Source organism: Nocardiopsis sp. MT53 (genome assembly GCF_019598965.1).
Classification (GTDB): Bacteria; Actinomycetota; Actinomycetes; order Streptosporangiales; family Streptosporangiaceae; genus Nocardiopsis; species Nocardiopsis changdeensis.
The window spans coordinates 2,638,980-2,658,045 of record NZ_CP080599.1 but is presented as its reverse complement, the minus strand read 5'-3'; the positions used below and the strand labels follow the sequence as shown (position 1 = coordinate 2,658,045).

16 protein-coding genes are annotated in these 19,066 nt (G+C 75.3%); 7 read left to right on the top strand and 9 right to left on the bottom strand.

All coding sequences use genetic code 11. From position 1 onward, the window contains the following. Window positions 1-12 precede the first annotated feature (12 nt). Window positions 13-1,170 carry a xylose isomerase gene (xylA, locus tag K1J57_RS11830; RefSeq protein WP_220564492.1) on the top strand — a complete coding sequence of 386 codons (1,158 nt, stop codon included), beginning with the start codon at window positions 13-15 and terminating at the stop codon, window positions 1,168-1,170. A gap of 256 nt (window positions 1,171-1,426) precedes the next feature. Here the strand turns inward: xylA and K1J57_RS11825 are convergent, their stop codons facing one another. Both K1J57_RS11825 and K1J57_RS11820 read right to left on the bottom strand, forming a co-directional pair. Beyond that, on the bottom strand, window positions 1,427-3,418 hold the full coding sequence (locus tag K1J57_RS11825; protein WP_220564491.1) for a TIM-barrel domain-containing protein: 1,992 nt from the start codon (window positions 3,416-3,418) through the stop codon (window positions 1,427-1,429). Window positions 3,419-3,552: 134 nt separating this feature from the next. Further along, window positions 3,553-4,539 (bottom strand): LacI family DNA-binding transcriptional regulator, encoded by a 987-nt coding sequence (locus tag K1J57_RS11820; protein WP_220565470.1) that lies wholly within the window; start codon window positions 4,537-4,539, stop codon window positions 3,553-3,555. Window positions 4,540-4,740: 201 nt separating this feature from the next. Between K1J57_RS11820 and K1J57_RS11815 the strand changes: the two genes are divergently transcribed. The 4 genes from K1J57_RS11815 to K1J57_RS11800 are packed head-to-tail and all read left to right on the top strand — an operon-like array spanning window position 4,741 to window position 6,719. After that, the gene (locus K1J57_RS11815) at window positions 4,741-5,262 is read left to right on the top strand and encodes a hypothetical protein (RefSeq protein WP_220564490.1); all 522 of its coding nucleotides are present in this window, start codon (window positions 4,741-4,743) and stop codon (window positions 5,260-5,262) included. A 30-nt stretch (window positions 5,263-5,292) separates the two neighbouring features. Then, complete coding sequence (locus tag K1J57_RS11810; protein WP_220564489.1) at window positions 5,293-5,712, top strand: hypothetical protein; 420 nt, start codon at window positions 5,293-5,295, stop codon at window positions 5,710-5,712. Next, the gene (locus K1J57_RS11805) at window positions 5,709-6,062 is read left to right on the top strand and encodes a hypothetical protein (RefSeq protein ID WP_220564488.1); all 354 of its coding nucleotides are present in this window, start codon (window positions 5,709-5,711) and stop codon (window positions 6,060-6,062) included. The genes K1J57_RS11810 and K1J57_RS11805 overlap by 4 nt, the downstream gene beginning before the upstream one ends. Before the next feature lie 9 nt (window positions 6,063-6,071). Then, complete coding sequence (locus K1J57_RS11800) at window positions 6,072-6,719, top strand: hypothetical protein (RefSeq protein WP_220564487.1); 648 nt, start codon at window positions 6,072-6,074, stop codon at window positions 6,717-6,719. Between the two features lie 69 nt (window positions 6,720-6,788). Here K1J57_RS11800 and K1J57_RS11795 read toward each other — a convergent pair whose 3' ends face one another. The 5 genes from K1J57_RS11795 to K1J57_RS11775 all read right to left on the bottom strand — a co-directional run bounded on the left by K1J57_RS11795 (window position 6,789) and on the right by K1J57_RS11775 (window position 15,406). Continuing rightward, a complete protein-coding gene (locus K1J57_RS11795) occupies window positions 6,789-9,275 on the bottom strand; it encodes a PEP/pyruvate-binding domain-containing protein (protein WP_220564486.1) in 2,487 nt (828 codons plus the stop codon). Between the two features lie 185 nt (window positions 9,276-9,460). After that, window positions 9,461-9,829 (bottom strand): STAS domain-containing protein, encoded by a 369-nt coding sequence (locus K1J57_RS11790; RefSeq protein ID WP_220564485.1) that lies wholly within the window; start codon window positions 9,827-9,829, stop codon window positions 9,461-9,463. A gap of 273 nt (window positions 9,830-10,102) precedes the next feature. Further along, window positions 10,103-11,236 (bottom strand): methylmalonyl Co-A mutase-associated GTPase MeaB, encoded by a 1,134-nt coding sequence (meaB, locus tag K1J57_RS11785; RefSeq protein ID WP_220564484.1) that lies wholly within the window; start codon window positions 11,234-11,236, stop codon window positions 10,103-10,105. A gap of 100 nt (window positions 11,237-11,336) precedes the next feature. Next, window positions 11,337-13,547: a methylmalonyl-CoA mutase gene (gene scpA, locus K1J57_RS11780; RefSeq protein ID WP_220564483.1), complete on the bottom strand. Its 2,211-nt coding sequence runs from the start codon at window positions 13,545-13,547 to the stop codon at window positions 11,337-11,339. Continuing rightward, window positions 13,544-15,406 (bottom strand): methylmalonyl-CoA mutase family protein, encoded by a 1,863-nt coding sequence (locus K1J57_RS11775; RefSeq protein WP_220564482.1) that lies wholly within the window; start codon window positions 15,404-15,406, stop codon window positions 13,544-13,546. Before K1J57_RS11775 ends, scpA begins: the two co-directional genes overlap by 4 nt. Before the next feature lie 255 nt (window positions 15,407-15,661). Between K1J57_RS11775 and K1J57_RS11770 the strand changes: the two genes are divergently transcribed. Next, window positions 15,662-16,363: a DUF4184 family protein gene (locus K1J57_RS11770; RefSeq protein ID WP_220564481.1), complete on the top strand. Its 702-nt coding sequence runs from the start codon at window positions 15,662-15,664 to the stop codon at window positions 16,361-16,363. A gap of 12 nt (window positions 16,364-16,375) precedes the next feature. Here K1J57_RS11770 and K1J57_RS11765 read toward each other — a convergent pair whose 3' ends face one another. Beyond that, window positions 16,376-16,693, bottom strand: a complete 318-nt coding sequence (locus tag K1J57_RS11765; RefSeq protein ID WP_220564480.1) for a hypothetical protein — start codon at window positions 16,691-16,693, stop codon at window positions 16,376-16,378. 297 nt (window positions 16,694-16,990) lie between these two features. Between K1J57_RS11765 and K1J57_RS11760 the strand changes: the two genes are divergently transcribed. Further along, on the top strand, window positions 16,991-17,977 hold the full coding sequence (locus K1J57_RS11760; protein ID WP_220564479.1) for an L-threonylcarbamoyladenylate synthase: 987 nt from the start codon (window positions 16,991-16,993) through the stop codon (window positions 17,975-17,977). A gap of 54 nt (window positions 17,978-18,031) precedes the next feature. Here the strand turns inward: K1J57_RS11760 and K1J57_RS11755 are convergent, their stop codons facing one another. Continuing rightward, entirely contained in the window at window positions 18,032-19,048 is a 1,017-nt protein-coding gene (locus tag K1J57_RS11755; RefSeq protein ID WP_220564478.1) for a protein-L-isoaspartate O-methyltransferase, read from the bottom strand. Window positions 19,049-19,066: the final 18 nt, after the last annotated feature.

The window sequence follows — 19,066 nt, the reverse complement described above, 5'->3', positions numbered from 1 at the left end:
AGGAGGCTTCCCATGACCGCGTACCGACCGACGCCCGAGGACCGGTTCACCTTCGGGCTGTGGACCGTGGGCTGGCGCGGCGTCAACACCTTCGGCGACGCCGTGCGGCCCGAGCTCGACCCCGTCGAGGCCGTGCACCGGCTCGCGGAGCTGGGCGCCTACGGCATCACGTTCCACGACGACGACCTGATCCCGCCCGGCAGCGGACCCGCCGAGCGCGAGGCGGTCCTCAAGCGGTTCCGGGGGGCCCTGGACGAGACCGGCCTGGCCGTGCCCATGGTCACCACCAACCTGTTCACCCACCCGGTGTTCCGCGACGGCGGGTTCACCTCCAACAGCCGCGACGTGCGCCGCCACGCCATCCGCAAGGTCGTGCGCAACATCGACCTGGCGGCGTCCCTGGGCGCCACCACGTACGTGTGCTGGGGCGGCCAGGACGGCGCCGAGACCGAGGCGGGCAAGGACGACGCCGCCGCGCTGGACCGGCTGCGCGAGGCGTTCGACATCCTCTGCGGGTACGTGCGCGAGCAGGGCTACGACCTGCGGTTCGCCATCGAGCCCAAGCCCAACGAGCCGCGCGGCGACGTGCTGCTGCCCACCGTGGGCCACGCCCTGGCGTTCATCAACTCGCTGGAGCACCCCGAGATGGTGGGGGTCAACCCGGAGGTCGGGCACGAGCAGATGGCCGGGCTGAACTTCGCGCACGGGGTCGCCCAGGCGCTGTGGGCGGGCAAGCTGTTCCACATCGACCTCAACGGCCAGCGCGGGGTCAAGTACGACCAGGACCTGCGGTTCGGCGCGGGCGACGTCAAGGAGGCGTTCTTCCTGGTCGACCTGCTGGAGGGCGCCGGGTACACCGGGCCGCGGCACTTCGACTTCAAGCCGCCGCGCACCGAGGACATGAGCGGCGTGTGGGTGTCCGCCGAGGCGTGCATGCGCAACTACCTGATCCTCAAGGAGAAGGCCGCCGCGTTCCGCGCCGACCCCGAGGTCCGCCGGGCCCTGGAGGAGTCGCGGGTGCCGGAGCTGGCGGTGCCCACGCTGGGCGAGGGCGAGAGCCTGGCGGAACTGCTGGCCGAGGAGTTCGACGCGGACGCGGCCGGCGGGCGCGGCTACCACTTCGAGCGGCTGGACCAGCTCGCCCTGGAGCACCTGCTGGGCGTGCGCTGAGCCGGGGCCGGCGGACCGGCCCGGAAACGACGACGGCCCCGCCGGGCGTGTGCCCGGCGGGGCCGTCCCCCGTCTGTGCGGGACGGTGCGGCGGTCGCCTCACGGCGGAGTGCACAACACGGCTCCGAGGCCGCCCGAGGGCGCGGTATTCCGTGAAGGCTTCGGTTGAGCCCGGGGGACACTTTCTACCGCACCGTCCCACACGGGGTGCAACGAGGGACCCCCGCCGGAAATTCCTGCGCGGACGTGACGGCGGTCACCCGGTGATCGGCACCTTGGCCCCCTTCCGGACCAGGACCGGGGCCCGGTCCAGCGGGGCGTCCAGGACGATCTCCGCGCCGCCCGGGTGCGTCTCCCCCGTCCAGGGATCCGTCCAGTCGGTGCCCTGCGGCAGGTACACGCGCCGCGAGCGGGCCCCGTACTCGGTGACCGGGGCGACCAGCAGGTCCGGGCCGAACAGGAAGGCGTCGCCGACCTCCCAGGCGCGCGGGTCGCCGGGGTGGTCGACGAAGAGCGGGCGCATCGGCGGCAGCCCGCGCTCGTGGGCGACGCGCATCTGCTCCATGACGTAGGGGCGCAGCCGCTCGCGCAGGAACAGCAGCTCCCGCAGCCGCCCGTACACCTCCTCCCCGTAGGACCACACCTCGTTGGGGCCGCCCGTCATCTCCGGGTACAGGGCGTGCGAGAAGGGCTCGCGGTACCCGTGCAGCCGCAGCAGCGGGCAGAACACCCCGTACTGGAACCAGCGCACCAGCAGCTCCCGGTACTCCGGGTCGTCCTGGTCGCCGCCGTGGAACCCGCCGACGTCCGTGGTCCACCAGGGGATCCCCGACATCGCCACGTTCAGCCCGGCGCGGACCTGGGCCCGCAGGGACGCGAAGGTCGGGGCGATGTCCCCCGACCACAGGGCCGCCCCGTACCGCTGGGAGCCCGCCCAGGCCGAGCGGCACAGGGTGATCACCTCCTCCTCGCCCGCGGCGAGCATCCCCTCGTGGAAGGCGCGGGCGTGCTCGCGGGGGTAGATGTTGCCGACCTCGGCGCCCGGGCCCGCGTGGTAGCGCAGGTTGCCGGGGTGGCCGGGCTTGAGCTCGGGTTCACAGGCGTCCAGCCACCACACCCGGATGCCGAGGGAGTGGTAGTTCTCGCGGATCCGCTCCCACAGGTAGGCGCGGGCCTCCGGCTTGGTGGGGTCGTAGAACGACACCTGCACGTGGGCGTCCACGCCCTTGTCGGCCCAGTCGGCGTGCACCGGCGGCCCCTGCTCGGTGGCCACCAGGTGACCGGCCGCCAGCATCGGCTTGTAGTTCTCGCTGAGCGGGCTCACCGACGGCCACACCGACACCATCAGCTCCACCCCCATCTCCCGCAGCTCCTCGACCATCGCCGCGGGGTCGGGCCACTCGGCCGGGTCGAACCTCCAGTCGCCCAGGTGGGTCCAGTGGAAGAAGTCCGCGACGATGACCGACAGCGGGAGCCCCCGGTCGCGGTACCCCCGGGCGACCTCCAGCAGCTCCTCCTGGGTGCGGTAGCGCAGCTTGCACTGCCAGAACCCGGAGGCGAACTCCGGGAGCATCGGGGTGTGGCCGGTGGCGTCGGCGTAGCGCTCCAGGACCGCCGCCGGCTCGGGCCCGGCCGTGATCCAGTAGTCGATCTGGCGGGCGCTGTCGGCCGCCCACCGGGTGCCGTTGGCGGCGAACTCCACCCGGCCCACCGCCGGGCTGTTCCACAGCAGCCCGTAGCCGCGGGAGGAGACGACGAAGGGGACGGTCACCTCCGCGTTGCGCTGCACCAGGTCCACCACCGCGCCTTTGTGGTCGAACAGGCCGTGGGTGTGCTGGCCCAGCCCGTACAGGCGCTCCCCGTCGTAGGCACGGAACCGCTGCTCGATCCGGTAGTAGCCGTTGCCGGTGGAGGAGTACACGCGCGGGCCCGGCCACCAGAAGTGGGCGCGCTCCTCGGCGAGCAGCTCCTCGCCGGGCACCCCGTCCTCCACCCGCAGGAAGCGGAGCATGCCGGAGGCGTCGATCTCGGCGGCGATCGCGCCGTTGACCAGCAGCGCCCGGTCGCCGTCCAGGGTCGGCCGGGGGGCGTCACCGGTGGGCGGGGGCGCGTCCAGCGCGCCGGGCAGGTCCTCCCGCAGGACGGACAGCCCGGCCTGGACGCGCAGGCCGTCGGCGCCCCAGGCCCGGACCCGGACGACCTGGTGGCCGCCCCGCCACTCGACGCCGTCCTCGATCTCGTTGAACATGTCTCGTCCTTCCGGTCGGGGGGTGGGACCGCACGGTCGGCGCGGTCACGATCGGTGTGTGTTCGTGCACGTGTCAGTCGAAGCGCTTCGACGACACGTGCGGCGGAACGCCGGACGGCCCGCGCCCGGCGGGGTCAGCCCGTCGGCGGTGCCGTGCTCCGGCCCGGGACGACCCGCGGCTCCAGCAGGGTGACCTCGGCCCGTCCGGGGTCGTCGATCAGGTCCATGAGCAGGGACACCGCGCGGGCGCCCAGCTCCTCGGCGGGCAGCTCCACCCGGGTCAGGTCCGGCGCCCCCGGCGGCAGCGACCCCAGGGCGACCACGGAGATCTCCGGCGGCACCCGGCCGTGGTCGGCGAAAGCGTCCAGCAGCGGGGCGAGCGAGGCCTCGTTGTGGACGATGAGGCCGGTGAGCCCGGGCCGGTCCCGGACCAGTCCGGCCACCAGCTCCCGGGCGCCCGCCGGGTCGCAGGGGTGGGAGGTGGCCCGGACGCCGCGTTCGAGGGCGGCGGCCTCGAACCCGGTGAGGGTGCGCTCGGCGAACCCGGTGCGGCGCTCGTACACCGAGGCGGGCTGGCCGACGAAGGCGATGTCGCGGTGCCCCAGGTCGGCCAGGTGGTGCACGCAGGCGGCGCCCGCCGCCGCGAAGTCCAGGTCGACGCAGGTCAGGCCCTCGGTGTCGGCGGGGACGCCGATGAGGACCGAGGGCAGGTCCAGGGAGCGCAGCACGGGGACGCGGGCGTCGTCGGTCTCCACGTCCATGACGACGATCCCGTCCACCATGGCGCTGCCCGCCACCCGGTGCAGGCCCGCCGGGCCCTCCCCCTGGGTGAGCAGGAGGACGTCGTGGTCGTGGGCGCGGGCGGCGGTGACCACCGAGACCGCGAACCGCATCGCGACGGGGACGTGCACGTCCTCGCGCAGGGGGACGACCAGCGCCAGGACGTTGCTGCGGCGGCTGGCCAGGGACCGGGCGCCCGCGTGCGGGCGGTAGCCCAGGGCGTCGATGCTGTCGAGCACCCGGCGGCGGGTGGTCTCGGAGATCGAGCGCTTCCCGCTGAGGACATAGGAGACCGTGCTGGGCGACACACCGGCGTGCCGGGCCACATCGGAGATCCGCACGGTGCCGTCCCGTCCGTTGTCGAAGCGATTCGATGAGATGTTACGCACGACACCACCCTGGCGCAATGCCCGTTCCGGGCACCAGAGTAGAGACCCCCCGACATGCGAAACCGGGGTGGCGGATCCGGCGTCTACCAGGTCACGGGGAAACCGCCCCGTCCTCGCGACCGTCCCCCGGACCCCGCTTCCCGAAGGAGAACCGTGGGCTTCAATCCACTCTTCCTCGTCTTCCCCGTGGTCTCGCTGCTCCTGAGCCTCGCGGCCCTGGTCATCGGGTTCACCGCCCCCTACGGGCGGCGGGCGCTCACCGTCGTCGGCGGCGGCCTGCTGCTGGTGGGCTCGGGCCTCACCCTGGTGCTCATCCTCGGGGGCGGCTCGATCCACGAGGCCGCGAGCGCCCTGAACGGCGGGCGGACCGCGAACATCGTCCTCGACGTGCTCGAGGGGCTCTCCGACCTCCTCCGGGCGACCGGCCTGCTGCTGGTGGCCATCGCCGCGACCAAGCGCCGTCCGCGCCCCCGCGCCGTCCCGGCGCAGCACGCGCCCTACGGGGTCCCGCAGGGCGCGCACCAGGCCGGGCCGTACCAGGGCGGGCCGCAGGGCGCGCCCGCACCCCACGCGGGACCGCGGACCGGCCCTCCGCAGGGCGGGCCGCAGGGTCCCGGGCCCCGACCGGGCGGCCCCGGCCAGGACGGACCGCGCCCCCCGCACACCCCCCGCTGACCGCCCACGAGACCCGGAGACGACACGGACATGATCGGCCTCATCGCCACCTTCCTCTTCGCCTGTCTGCCGCCCGTCGTGGTCGGCGCCATCGCCCTGATCCGCTCCTTCGGCGCCCCCTCCGGCAAGGGGGCCGCCGCCGCGGGCGGGGTGCTGCTGATCCTGTCCGGGCTGGTCACGACCGGCTGGCAGATCTACCTGAGGTTCTTCCTCTCGCCCGACCCCTTCTTCGACCCCGGCTTCCTGCCCGTCCGCCCCGGCGTCATGGAGACCGTCTTCCTCGGCAGCGGCGCCCTCGGCGCGGGCGGCCTGGCCCTGCTGCTGGTCGCGGTGCTGAGCGCCCGGAAGTTCAAGGACGGGCCGCAGGGTCCGCCCGCGCCCCCCGCTCCCCCCGCCGCCCCGGGCCGGTGGCAGCCGAACGCCGCCCCCTCCACGGAAGGACCCCGATGATCTCGGCACCCGACCTGACACCCCTGGTGTCCCTGCTGCCCTCGCTGCTGTTCGTACTCGTCGAGATCGCCCTGGGCGTCGCGGCGATGGCCGCAGCACCCCGCCTGGCCCCGGACCGCCGGACGACCGCCATGGTCGGCGGCGTCCTGGTCGCGGTGGGCGGGCTCCTGACGGGGGGCTACCAGGTCCTCACCCTCTTCGCCCCGACGTTCCCGCTCGCCCACGCCCCCGTGCTGGGCCTGCTGGGCGCGGTGCCCCCGCTGGTGTTCGCCGGCGGGGCCCTCACCCTCGTCCTCGCCGTGACGAAGGCCCCCGCGCACCCCGCCCCCCACCCGTACCCCCGCCGTTAGGAGGCGACCGTGCCCTTGAGCGACCCCGGCGTCATCGTCGGCATCCTGACCAACACGCTGATCTTCTCCCTGCCGCTGTTCGCGATCGCGGCCGTCGCCCTGATCCGCGCCCGGAACGCGGCCGCTCCCGGCCTGGTCCGCACCTCGGCCGTGCTGTTCCTCTGCACCGGCCTGTTCACCGCCCTCTTCCAGGTGGTGTGGGCGGTGTTCCCGCACGCCGTCACCGACCCGCTGGCGGTCCTGCCCCTGATCGGCCTGGTCCAGGGGGTGCTGATCGGCCTGCTGACGACCGGCGCCCTGCTCTGCCTGGTCCTGGCGCTGTGGCGCGCCCGGACCCCGGCGCGCCCGGTCCCCGCCCGCGGCGGCCACGGCGGTGACGGGTACGTCCCGACGGGCGCCGACACCGCCGCTCCGGCCCACTACGCGGGCGACCACGGGCACCGCTCCGACGGCCCCGGGGCCCCGCCCGCGCACGGCCAGCCGGGCGACCCCGGTGCCGCGCCCTCCCACGGCTCCTCGGGCTCCTCCGGCGGCGGCTTCTGGGGCGGCCTGTTCGGGGGCGACTCCGGTGGCGGCGGCTGGGGCGGCGGCGACTCCGGCGGAGGCGGCGGTGACGGCGGGGGCGGCGGAGGAGGAGGAGGAGGAGGAGGCGACTGAGCCCCCCGTGAGCGCACCGCGGCGCGGCCGGTCCCCGGCCGCGCCGCACGCGTACGCGCCCCCGCGGGGTCAGGTGTCGGCGGCCTCCCGGTCCCCCTCCAAACGGATGACCCCCGCGGAGCCGTCGATGGTGATCACCGCTCCGTCGGGCACCTTCTCCGTCACCCCAGGGACGCAGATCACGCAGGGGATGCCGTACTCCCGGGCGACGGTCGGCCCGTGCGCGACCGTCGAGCCGGTCTCCACGACCACACCGCCCGCCGTCATGAACAGCGGCGTCCACCCGGGGTCGGTGGTCGGGGCGACGAGGATGTCCCCCGGCTCGATCGACGCGCCCGCCGGGTCGTGGACCACCCGGGCGCGCCCGGTGGCCTCGCCCGGCGAGGCCGCCACCCCGGTCAGGACCCCCGGCCCGTCCGCCCCCGCATCGGGCGGCAGCGTCACCTCCACGTCGGTGCCGTCCGACAGCAGGACCGGCGGCACCCGGCGGCGCCGCTGCTCGCGGCGGTGGAACCCCCTCCGCTCGGCGATCACACCGCGCAGGTCCTCGCCGTCCAGCAGGTCCCGCGCCTCCCGGAAGTCGACGAACATGATGTCGTCGGGGCGCTCCAGGCGCCCCTGCCCGACGAGCTCCTCCCCCACGGCGAGCAGTTCCCGGCGGCTCGCCGCGATGGCGTACAGCCACACGAACTTGGGGTACTCGCGCATCCCGCCGAGCGCGCGGGCCCGGTCGAAGAGGAGGTCGGCGACCCGGGCGCGCACCGGGCGGCTCGCGCGCGCACGGGCCACGAGTCCGGCCCGCGTGCGCTCGGCCTCCGCGGCCGCGCGCTCGAACCTCCGGTCCGGGGCCTGGTCCCGGTCGTCCACCCGCAGGTACCCGGCGATCGCGGCGAACAGCGGCGCCGGGTCCTCCGACCAGCGGGGGACGCCGAGGTCGACCTCGGCCGCCGCCCGGTGGCCGTACCGCTCCAGGAAGGCGCCCAGGCCGATGTCGGGCAGGTCCCCGGACGCGTACAGCTCCGCCAGCCGCTCCGGCGGGGTGTCGGCGAAGACCTCCCGGTGCGCGGCCGCGGCCCGCGCGACACCCCACAGCTCCAGGTCCATGGTGGTGGTGACGTTGTGGGGCATGCCCCGCAGGACGGCGGCCACCTCCGCCGGGGTCGCGATGCCCCGCAGCAGCCCCTCGGGGATGCGCCCGGCGAGGATGCCGACGTACAGCGGCCCCAGCATCGGTGTCATGAACTCGGCCAGCACGGGTGCCTGGACGTGCTCGGCGTACTCCAGGCGCTCGTGCGCGGTGGCCTCGGGCCCGGGGCCGCGGGACGCGGCCCGGCGCGCCTCCTCGCCCGCCCGCAGGATCCGCTCCCGGGCCGCGGCGGGGTCCCGCAGCGCCGCGACCGTACCGGCCGCGAGCCCGCCGGCCATCGGGAGCACCCCGGCCGCGGTGCGGACCGCGCCGAGCAGCGCGCCCGCTCCGGGCAGCCGCATCCGGCGCGGGGCGAACCGGGGGTCGTCCAGCAGGGACCGGACCGCCTCCCTGGCCCGCGGCCCGTACAGCTCCACGGCCTCCGGCAGGGTCCCGCGGATCCACCGGTTGCGGACGAAGGGCGTCAGGTCGAGGTAGAAGCGCCCGCCGATCTCGGTGAGGAAGCCGGTCCGCGCGTACGGGTCGATCCGCACCCCCACCGTCCGGAACCAGTCGGCGGCGGCGACCTTGAGCCCGGACATGCCCATGGGCGTGCAGGGGCGCAGCAGGCCCTGCATGTGGCCGCCCTCGAAGTACACGCGCGGGCCGTCCGGGTGCTCCGGCGGCCGGGGGAACAGCGTGGTGACCGCCCTGGACTGGAGGGTCCACAGGACGCCGTCGGCGTCGATCGCCCACTCCACGTCCTGCGGCGCCCCGAAGTGCTCCTGGAGCCGCAGTCCCAGCGCGTGCAGCTCCTCCACCTCGGCCACCGACAGGCAGCCGTCGGCCGGGGCGGTGACGCCGCCGTCGGGGCGGACCGTGTAGTGGTCGGGCTCGGCGCTGCCGTCCACGACGCCGGTGCCCAGGCCGGGCACGGCGTCCACGACGGTCTCGCCGCGGGTGCCGGTGACCGGGTTCGCGGTGAAGAGCACCCCGGCGGCCCGGGGCCGGACCATGCGCTGGACGACCACCGCCATGTGGACGGACGCGTCGTCGATGTCCCGGTCGCGGCGGTAGGCGACCGCCCGGTCCGTCCACAGGGAGTCCCAGCAGCGGCGGACGGCGGTGACCAGGTCGTCGGCCCCCTCGACGTCGAGGTAGGTGTCCTGCTGCCCGGCGAAGGAGGCGTCGGGCAGGTCCTCGGCGGTGGCGCTGGAGCGCACCGCCACCGGTCCCCCGCCCAGGGCCTCGTAGGCGGCGGCGACCTCGTCGGCGGGGACGGTGCCGTCGCGGTGGGCCTCGGTGGTGACACAGAGGCCCGCGGGGACCCGCACACCGGCGGCGATCGCCCCGGCCAGTCCCACGGCCTTGCCGCCCGCCAGGTCGCCGTCACCGGCGCCGATCCGTTCCAGGGGCAGAACAACCGGCATTCCGCCACCTCCCTCTTCCGCGGTGGTGTCCTGCCGGTCCTTGTGCCCGCGGGGAGGTCGGCCAACCGCCGCCGGGGCGGCGCGTACCGGCGACCTGCCGAACGGACGCCGGGCAGACGTCACGACCGGACGTCGTGGGGCGTCCGGCCGTGCGGGTCCGTCGGTGTGCGGCTGTCGGTGCGGGGTCAGCCGGCCTGGCGCTTCTCCAGCGCCTCCATGGCGGCGACGGCGGTGGCCACCGTCTGGTGGACGGGGACCTGGCGGTGCAGGCCGACCAGGCGGACGACCTTGGTGACGCGTTCGTTGAGGGCCGCCAGCGCCAGCGCCCCGTCCCGCTCGCGGACGGTGCGGTAGGCGTTGATGATGACGTTGAGGCCGCTCGAGTCCATGAAGTCGAGCCCCGACATGTCCAGGATCAGCCACGGGCCGTGGTCTTCGATCGCGGACCGGACGTGCTCCTGGAGGTCGTTGGTGGTCGCGATGTCGAGCTCGCCCTCGACCGCGACGATGACGCTGCGGCTTTCCACCCTTGTGCTCAGTCCGAGCCTGTGCACGTTCACTCCTCCCGACCCCACGTTGAGAAGGCGAGGGGTCCCTTCGCTTAACCATACGCAGGCGCGCGGGCCGCGCCCACCGGGTCCGCCCCCACTCCCACAGGGCCGGCCGACCGGGGAGGGAAGCAACGTGCGCGTCCGCGTGTCCGGTAAGTCGTTGGACACACACGGTATAAGCCGCGCGGGCGTTCGGGAATGGCATCTCGGAAGAAATTTTCGCCTCGGGGGCACGAACCCTCCGCGGCCTGCCCGAAATCGCCCGTTGACTCTAGGTCATTTCACGATATGAGACCCATTACTCCCGGAGCTCCCGGAGCCCGGCTCCGCGGACCGCCCGGCGGCCCCCGCCCCGGGCTCCGCCGGCGGTTCCGCCGCCCCTCCGGCATCACTCTCGGTGAACAGCGAGAGGAGCCCGTCGGCCGCGAGCGTGGCCGTGGTCTCCCCCGACCGCACCTCCCGCTCCAGCTCCGGGATGCGCGCCGCCACCTCCGGGTGCCGCAGGAACGCGTCCATCAGGCGGTCGCGGACCCGGTCCCACATCCAGCTGACCCGCTGTCCGCTGCGCCGCTCGGCCAGCGCCCCGTCGTCCTCCAGCACCTTGCGGTGCTCGCGGACGGTGTCCCACACCTCGCCCAGGCCCTCGCCGGTGAGCCCGCTGCACGTGAGCACCGGCGGCCGCCACCGCGGGTGGACCGGCTGCAGCAGCCGCAGCGCCCGCGACAGCTCCCGGGCCGCCTTGCGGGCGTCCTCGGCGTGCGGGCCGTCGGCCTTGTTGACCGCGACCACGTCCACCAGCTCCAGCACGCCCTTCTTGATGCCCTGGAGCTGGTCGCCGGTGCGGGCCAGGGTGAGGAACAGGAAGCAGTCGACCATCGCGGCGACCGCCACCTCGGACTGGCCCACCCCCACGGTCTCCACCAGTACCACGTCGAACCCGGCCGCCTCCATGAGCAGCATGGTCTCCCGGGTCGCCCGCGCCACCCCGCCCAGGGTCCCGGCGGTCGGCGAGGGGCGGATGAACGCGTTCGGGTCCACCGCCAGGCGCGCCATCCGGGTCTTGTCGCCCAGGATGCTGCCGCCCGAGCGGGTGGAGGAGGGGTCCACGGCCAGCACCGCGACCCGGTGGCCCTCCCCCGTCAGCCGGGTGCCCAGCGCGTCGATGAACGTGGACTTGCCCACCCCCGGCACGCCGGTGATGCCCACCCGGTGGGCGCCGCCGGTGTGCGGGAGCAGGCGCACCAGCAGGTCCTGGGCGTCCCGGGCGTGGTCGGGGCGGCGCGACTCCACCAGGGTGATCGCCCGCGCCAGGGTGGGCCGGTGCCCGGCCAGCACCCCCTCGGCCAGCGCGGCCACGTCCACCGGCCTGCGCGGTCGTGTCCGCCGCACGCCCGCCTCCTCGTCTGTCATCGGTTCCGCGTCCCCGTCCGACCGTCGTACCCCGGACGCCGCCCGCGACTCCGGCCGGCCCGGGCGGCCCCGCCGGCGCGCCCTGCTCCAGGAGCGCCGCTCACTCCTGCTCCAGCCGGGCCTCCAGCCGGTCGAGCAGGTCGACGGCCGCCTCGGCGATGACCGTGCCCGGCGGGAAGATCGCCGCGGCCCCGGCCTCGCGCAGGGCGTCGAAGTCCTGTGGGGGGACGACCCCGCCGACCACGATCATGATGTCCTCGCGGTCCAGTTTCGCCAGCTCCTCCCGCAGCGCGGGCACCAGCGTGAGGTGCCCCGCCGCCAGCGACGACACCCCCACCACGTGCACGTCGGCCTCGACCGCCTGGACGGCGACCTCCTCCGGGGTCTGGAACAGCGGGCCCACGTCCACGTCGAAGCCCAGGTCGGCGAACGCCGTCGCGATGACCTTCTGGCCGCGGTCGTGGCCGTCCTGGCCCATCTTCGCCACCAGGATGCGGGGGCGGCGCCCCTCGTCCTCGGTGAACTCCTCCACCCGGCGGGTCACCCGCTCCATGAGATCCGCCGCGTCCGCGCTGCCCGCCGCCTCGTTCCGGTACACACCCTGGATGGTACGGATCTGACCGGAGTGGCGGCCGAACACCTTCTCCATCGCGTCGGAGATCTCGCCGACGGTGGCCTTGGCGCGGGCCGCGTCCACGGCCGCCGCCAGCAGGTTGCCGGTGAGGTCGGCGTCGGCCCTGGACTCGCGCCCGGCCGCCGCGGTGAGGGCGTCCAGGGCGGCGCGCACCGCGTTCTCGTCGCGTTCGGCGCGCAGGCGGCGCAGCTTGTCGAGCTGGCTGGCGCGCACCCTGGAGTTCTCGACCTTGAGGACGTCGATGGCCTGCTCGCTGTCGGGCCGGTACTTGTTGACGCCGATGACGGGCTGGCGCCCGGAGTCGATGCGCGCCTGGGTGCGGGCGGCCGCCTCCTCGATGCGCATCTTGGGCAGCCCCGCGTCGATGGCCGCGGCCATGCCGCCCGCCTTCTCGACCTCCGTGATGTGGCCCCAGGCCTTGGCCGCCAGCTCCTGCGTGAGCCGCTCCACGTAGTAGCTGCCGCCCCACGGGTCGACCGACCGGGTGGTGCCGGACTCCTGCTGGAGGAGGAGCTGGGTGTTGCGGGCGATACGCGCCGAGAAGTCGGTGGGCAGCGCCAGCGCCTCGTCCAGGGCGTTGGTGTGCAGCGACTGGGTGTGGCCCTGGGTGGCGGCCATCGCCTCCACGCAGGTGCGGGCCACGTTGTTGAACACGTCCTGGGCGGTCAGCGACCAGCCCGAGGTCTGGGAGTGGGTGCGCAGGCTCAGCGACTTGTCCCGGACCGCGCCCAGGTCCCTGACCAGCCGCGCCCACAGCAGGCGGGCGGCGCGCAGCTTGGCGACCTCCATGAAGAAGTTCATGCCGATCGCCCAGAAGAACGACAGCCGCGGCGCGAACACGTCCACGTCCAGGCCGGAGCGCTGCCCGGCGCGGATGTACTCCACGCCGTCGGCCAGCGTGTACGCCAGCTCCAGGTCGGCGGTGGCCCCCGCCTCCTGCATGTGGTAGCCGGAGATGGAGATGGAGTTGAACCGCGGCATCCGCTGCGAGGTGTAGGCGAAGATGTCGGAGATGATCCGCATCGACGGCTGCGGCGGGTAGATGTAGGTGTTCCGGACCATGAACTCCTTGAGGATGTCGTTCTGGATGGTCCCGGACAGCTTCTCCGGCGGGACGCCCTGCTCCTCGGCGGCGACGATGTACAGCGCCAGGACCGGCAGGACCGCGCCGTTCATGGTCATGGACACGCTCATCCGGTCCAGCGGGATGCCGTCGAACAGCTGGCGCATGTCGTAGATGGAGTCGATGGCCACGCCCGCCATGCCCACGTCGCCCGCCACGCGCGGATGGTCGGAGTCGTAGCCGCGGTGGGTGGCCAGGTCGAAGGCGACCGACAGGCCCTTCTGCCCGGCCGCGAGGTTGCGGCGGTAGAAGGCGTTGGACTCCTCCGCCGTGGAGAAGCCAGCGTACTGGCGGATGGTCCACGGCTGGTTGACGTACATGGTCGGGTAGGGGCCGCGCAGGTACGGCGGGATGCCGGGGAGGCCGTCGACGAAGTCCAGGCCCGCGCGGTCCGCCGGGGTGTAGAGCGGCTTGACGGCGATGCCCTCGGGGGTCTCCCACTCCAGGGCGTCGGGGGCCTTGCCGGTGGCGGCCTCGACGGCGGCGGCCCAGGCGGCGCCGTCGCCGGAGGGCTCCGGCTCGCCGGGGGCCACGGTGGACAGGTCGGGGATCATGCTTCCTCCCCCTTCGGGGCCGTCAGGTCGACGAGTTCGGTGAGGAGGGCGACGGCGTCGCCCCCCTGGTGCAGGAAGGCGTCCACCCCGAGTTCGCGCGGGGCGCCCGCCAGCAGGACGCGTTCGGCGCCCGCGTCCCGCAGTGCCGCGACCACGGACGGGGCGTGCTCGGCGTAGAGCTTCTCGGAGGAGCACAGCACGGCCACCCGCAGGCCGGACTCCGCGAAGGCGCGCGCGGCGTCGTCGGCGGACTCCAGGGGGCCGGGCTGGTGGGCGGCGATCCCGCCCGCGGCCAGCAGGTTGGCGGCGAAGGAGGCCCGGGCGGTGTGCGCGGCGACCGGGCCCAGGGTGGCCAGGAAGGCGGTGGGCCGGTCGGGGGCGGCGTCCGCGCGGTCGCGCAGCTCCTCGAAGTCGCCCGCGTAGCGGCGCAGCGGGAACCAGGATTCGTGTTCGGGGAGGGGTTCGCGCTCCAGCGGCTCCTCGGCGAGGTTCGGGAACTCGCTCACCCCGGTCAGCGGGGCGCGGCGGTGCGCCAGGTCGGCGCGGCGGCGCTCCCAGACACCGTCGACGCGTTCGCGCAGCCAGCCGTCCTCGACGACCTCGGCGGCGCCGCCGCAGGCCTCGATCTCCTGGAGGAACGCCCATCCGGCCAGGTAGAGGTCGCGGGTGAGCGCCTCCACGTGGAAGGAGCCGCCGGCGGGGTCGGCCACCCGGGCCAGGTTCGACTCCTCGATGAGGAGGGCCTGGGTGTTGCGGGCGACCCGGCGGGCGAAGTCGTCGGACAGGCCCACCGCGGCGTCGTAGGGCAGGACGGTGACGGCGTCGGCCCCGCCGACCCCGGCGGCGAAGCAGGCCACGGTGGTGCGCAGCATGTTCACGTGCGGGTCGCGGCGGGTCAGCATCGCCTCGGAGGTGACCGCGTGGACGCGCATGGCGCGGCGGTGGGCGGGGACGCCGCCGACCTCCAGCACCCGGTTCCACATGGCGCGGAGGGCGCGGAGCCCGGCGATGCCCGCGAACTGGTCGGCGTTGACCGCGATCCGGAACTCGATGCGCCCGGCGGCGTCGGCGACGTCCATCCCGGCGGCGGCCAGGGCGCGCAGCAGCGCGGTCCCGGAGGCGACGGCCCAGCCCAGGCTCTGGCCGTCGGAGCCGCCCGCGTTGTGCACGAGGGTGGCGTCGGCGGTCACCAGGCCCAGGCCCGGGCGGTCCCGGGCGCGGTCGGCCGCGAACCGGGCGGCGTCCATGACGTCGGGGCGGGCCCCGGCGCGGGCGGCCGCGGTGAGGGGGTCGATGCCCAGGTGGGAGATGATCCGGGCGTCGGGGACCTCGGCGTCGGCGTGGACGCGCAGCAGGGCGTCGGCGGCCTCCCGGTAGGCGGCGCCGGGCTCCAGGACCACGGGGGCGAGGTCGAGGTAGACGTCGGCCAGGGCGCCGCCCAGGCGGTCGGCGGGCAGGTGGCCGTCGCCGACGGCGATCCACAGGGAGGAGACGCCGTTCATCAGGTCGGTGTGGGCGCGGCGGCGCAGCACCTCGGGGTCGGACTCCAGGTAGCGGGCGCGCACGTCCCAGCCGCCGGCGGCCGCCGGCCGGTAGCCGCGGGTGAAGGGGGCCAGCCCGGGGTGGCCGGGGTCGGCGGCGGGCGGCTCGGAGGTGGCCAGGGGCTCGATGTCGAAGCCGTCGTAGGTGCGGGTGGCCAGCACGGCCTCGGGGCGGTCGGCGAGGCGCTCCTCGGGCACGCCGCTCTTGCGCAGTACTCCGGCGACCAGCTCCCGCCACCGGTCAGGGGTGGCGACCGGGAAACCCTCGGCGAGGTCGGGGGCGCCGGATCCGGCGGCGCCGCTCTCTTGGACGTCCATACTCCGGATGGTAGAGAACGGGATTCGGTGACGGGGCGCCGGGGTGTGGCCCAGGGCACGTGCGGACGCAGACGTGACCGTTGCCCGGGCATTCGATGACCGGAGGGCGGCGCCGCCCCGTGTGAACCGGCGGGGCGGGCCCGGCGTTATACCGCTGGAACGAACGGTGCCCGGCCCGGGACCGGAGGAGTCGGAGGAGCGTGCGGCGATGGCCTGGAACAGAACCCGTCCGCGGGCGTCGGCCGGGGGCCGCTGATGCCCTTCACCCCGGCCCACGTGGCGGCCGTCCTGCCCTTCGCCCGCACCCGGCTGCCGACCGCCGCGCTGGTCGTCGGCGCCATGGTGCCCGACCTCCCGTACTACCTGCCGGTGCCGGTGGGGGCGTCCACGACCCACTTCCCGCTGGGGCTGCCGCTGGTCGTGCTCCTGGGCGGGGCGGTGTGGGCCTGCTGGACGTACGCGCTGCGGGCGCCCCTGGCCGCGCTGGTCGGGCGCGAGGCGGGGCCGCCGCCCGCCCCGAGCGCTCGGGGCGCGGCCCGGGGCGCGGCGGCGATCGCGGTGGGCGCGCTCACGCACATGGTGTGGGACGCGTTCACGCACCCGGGCGGCGCGGGGGTCCAGCTCCTCCCGGTGCTCCAGACGCCCGTGGTGGAGCCGCACAAGCTCTACAACGTGCTGATGTACGCCAGCTCGGTGCTGGGGCTGGCGGCGGTCGCGTGGTGGGTCCTCCGGGACCGGCCGGCCGTCCGGGCCCGGTGGGTCCCGCTCGCGGCGATCGCCGCCTGCGCCCTGGTGGGCGGCGCGGTGTCCCGCCTGGCGGCGGGCGACGCGCTCGCCAGTGGCTACGACCTCGTGCGGGTCGTCCTCCTGGGGGCCGTGCCGGGCGCGGGGGCGGGGGCGGCCGCCTGGAGCCTGTACTGGTGGGCCCGCCGGTGGCGGGAGTGGGGGAAGGCGTGAGCCGCCCCGGGGTCACTGCCGGGGGCGCTGCCTGGGCGTGTACGAGGTGGTGAACCACACCCCGGCCAGCAGGGCCGCCCCCATCACGACCAGCGCGATCGCCCACGAGGCGACCGGGGCCGTGGCCGCCTCGCACATCTCGTGCGGCAGGACGGCGGGCATGCCCGAGCCGTCCAGGGACGAGTAGCCGAACCACCCGTAGGAGGTCCCGTCGCCGTACAGGGGCGACCACCAGCCCGCCCCGCACCGGCCGCCGGGGATCAGCCCGAGGGCCGCTCCGCCGGCGATCAGGGCGGCGGCCACGGTGCGGACGATCTGGGTGGGGGTCATGGTTCTCTCCTCGGAGCCGGGGGGTGGCACCCCGTACTCTTCCGCATTCCGGCCGGGGAAGGGGAAACGAGGTGCCTGCGGGCGCCGCCGGGCACCATCGCCCCGGCCGGCTCCCCTCCGGACCGGCCGGCCTCCGGAACGGCCGGGAACGGGTTCCACCTGCTTGTACCCTGAAGCGGAGCGTCGGTCCCGGCACCGCCGCCCCGCCCCGTCCCCCGGACCCGAGCCCGCAGGCGCACGCCGCGCGGCCGTCCGCGGAAGAGCCGGGGCCGCCACGGAACAAGGGGAGGTACAACGGTGACCACGTGGAGCACCGCCGACATCGAGGAGGCGGCTCGCGTGCTGCGCGCCGGCGGACTGGTGGCGCTGCCCACCGAGACCGTCTACGGTCTCGGCGCGAACGCCGAGGACCCGGACGCCGTCACGAGCACCTTCAAGGTGAAGGGGCGCCCTCCGTCGCACCCGCTCATCCTCCACATCGGTTCCGCCGCGCGGCTCGGCGACTGGGTCCGGGAGGTCCCGGACACGGCCCGTGTGCTGGCCGAGCGCTTCTGGCCGGGACCGCTCACGCTGATCCTGAGGCGGGGCCCGCGCGTGCCCCTGGAGGTGACCGGCGGGCTGGAGACGGTGGCCGTCCGCGTGCCCGACCACCCCGCCGCGCTCGCGCTGCTCGACGCCTTCGGCGGGGGTGTCACGGCTCCGTCCGCGAACCGCTTCGGCTCGGTCAGCCCCACGACGGCAGGGCACGTCCGCGAGGAGCTGGGATCCGACGTCGGCTTCGTGCTGGACGGGGGCCCCTGCCAGGTGGGCGTCGAGTCGACCATCGTCGACGTCACGGGCGGGACGCCGAGCATCCTGCGGCCGGGGGGTGTCACCAGGGAGGCCCTCGAAGAGGCGCTGGGGCGCCCGGTCGCGGCGCCCTCGGCGAGCCCGGTGCGGGTGCCGGGCCAGCACCCCTCGCACTACGCGCCGCGCGCGCGGGTCGTCCTGGTCGCGCCGGACGAGGTGGCGGGGGAGGCCGAGCGGCTGAGGGAGCAGGGGAACGGGGTCGGGATCCTGCTGCCCCCCGGGGCCGGGGAGGCCCCCGCCGGGGCGCACGCCGTCGTCGCCGTCCCCGGTTCCATGGACGAGTACGCGCGCGGCCTCTACGGGTTCCTGCGCGAACTCGACGGAAGCGGGTGCGACGTCATCGTGGCCTCCCTGCCGCCCGAGGAGGGGCTGGGGTTCGCGATCGCCAACCGGCTGCGCCGCGCCGCCGGGCCCCGGCCGTCCACGGAGGGGTGAACGAGGCCCGGCGGCCGGACCGGCCGCCGAGGGGCGTCCCCGCCGTACGGCGGCCTACAGCCTCGCCCGCACCCGCCGGCCGCCCTCGACCCGGCTGAGCACCGGGACCAGGTCCGGGTGACCCGGCCGGCCGGCCTCGCGCCAGTCCGCGACCCACTGCCGGAGCCGGAGCAGCGCCGACCCGTCACCGGTGTGCAGCACCTCGCCCGCGCCCGGGGTGAACACCGCGGCCCCCTGCCGGTCGGCGTACCCGATCCCCCAGCCCAGGCCCTCCGCGCCCACCGTGCACAGTTCCTCCGCCCGGGTCGCGTACAGGTACGGCGCGATGCCGCGCGGTCCCTCGTCCTCCGCCAACAGGGGTGTCCGTGCGCCCTCCGCCGCCAGCTTCCGCAGCACCCGCTCGGCCGCCTCCCGGTCACCGGACGCCCATCCGGCGGACAGCCACCACGCCGCCCCCTCGTGCCGCACCAGTGCGTCCACGCCCCGGGGCGGCACCCACCACTGGTCGAGCACCTCGGCGTGCAGCTCCACGTAGCCGCCTTCGAAGAACGCCTCCCCCTGTGGAGTCCCGTCCCCGTCCACCCGGGCCCGGAGCATCATCCCGGTCTTGGCCCGCTCCGTCACGTCCACCGGCAGCACCAGCACCGCGCCCGGCACGGCCTGCGCCACCCACGCCTCGGGGAGCAGCTCCGGCCGTGCCCACGCCACGACCCGGTCGAACCGGCCGTGCCCGGGAGCCCCGAGCAGCCCGTCGCCCACGACCGTCACGACGTTGTTCCGGCCCTGGGCCCGGTGCAGGTCCGCGGCCCGCGCGCCGAGGTCCGCCATCACCTCCACCGACACGACCTCGCCCGCCGCCCCCACCAGCTCGGACAGCAGCGCCCCGGAGAACCCCGACCCGGTGCCGATCTCCAGCACCCGCATCCCCGGACGCACGTCCGACCGCTCCAGCGCCTCCGCGATCGCGGAGGCCGCCGTGGACTGGGTGACCAGTCCGCCGTCCGGCCCGCGGGTGTACAGGTCCTCGTCCACGGCCGCCGACGCCGACCGCACGGCTGATCCGTACTCCATGTTCTTCTCCTTGTGTGT

Coding starts and splice junctions, on each gene's coding strand:
- xylA (WP_220564492.1), top strand. CDS start 13: ATGACCGCGTACCGACCGACGCCCGAGGACCGGTTCACCTTCGGGCTG.
- K1J57_RS11825 (WP_220564491.1), bottom strand. CDS start 3,418: ATGTTCAACGAGATCGAGGACGGCGTCGAGTGGCGGGGCGGCCACCAG.
- K1J57_RS11810 (WP_220564489.1), top strand. CDS start 5,293: ATGATCGGCCTCATCGCCACCTTCCTCTTCGCCTGTCTGCCGCCCGTC.
- K1J57_RS11805 (WP_220564488.1), top strand. CDS start 5,709: ATGATCTCGGCACCCGACCTGACACCCCTGGTGTCCCTGCTGCCCTCG.
- K1J57_RS11795 (WP_220564486.1), bottom strand. CDS start 9,275: ATGCCGGTTGTTCTGCCCCTGGAACGGATCGGCGCCGGTGACGGCGAC.
- meaB (WP_220564484.1), bottom strand. CDS start 11,236: ATGACAGACGAGGAGGCGGGCGTGCGGCGGACACGACCGCGCAGGCCG.
- scpA (WP_220564483.1), bottom strand. CDS start 13,547: ATGATCCCCGACCTGTCCACCGTGGCCCCCGGCGAGCCGGAGCCCTCC.
- K1J57_RS11775 (WP_220564482.1), bottom strand. CDS start 15,406: ATGGACGTCCAAGAGAGCGGCGCCGCCGGATCCGGCGCCCCCGACCTC.
- K1J57_RS11770 (WP_220564481.1), top strand. CDS start 15,662: ATGCCCTTCACCCCGGCCCACGTGGCGGCCGTCCTGCCCTTCGCCCGC.
- K1J57_RS11765 (WP_220564480.1), bottom strand. CDS start 16,693: ATGACCCCCACCCAGATCGTCCGCACCGTGGCCGCCGCCCTGATCGCC.
- K1J57_RS11755 (WP_220564478.1), bottom strand. CDS start 19,048: ATGGAGTACGGATCAGCCGTGCGGTCGGCGTCGGCGGCCGTGGACGAG.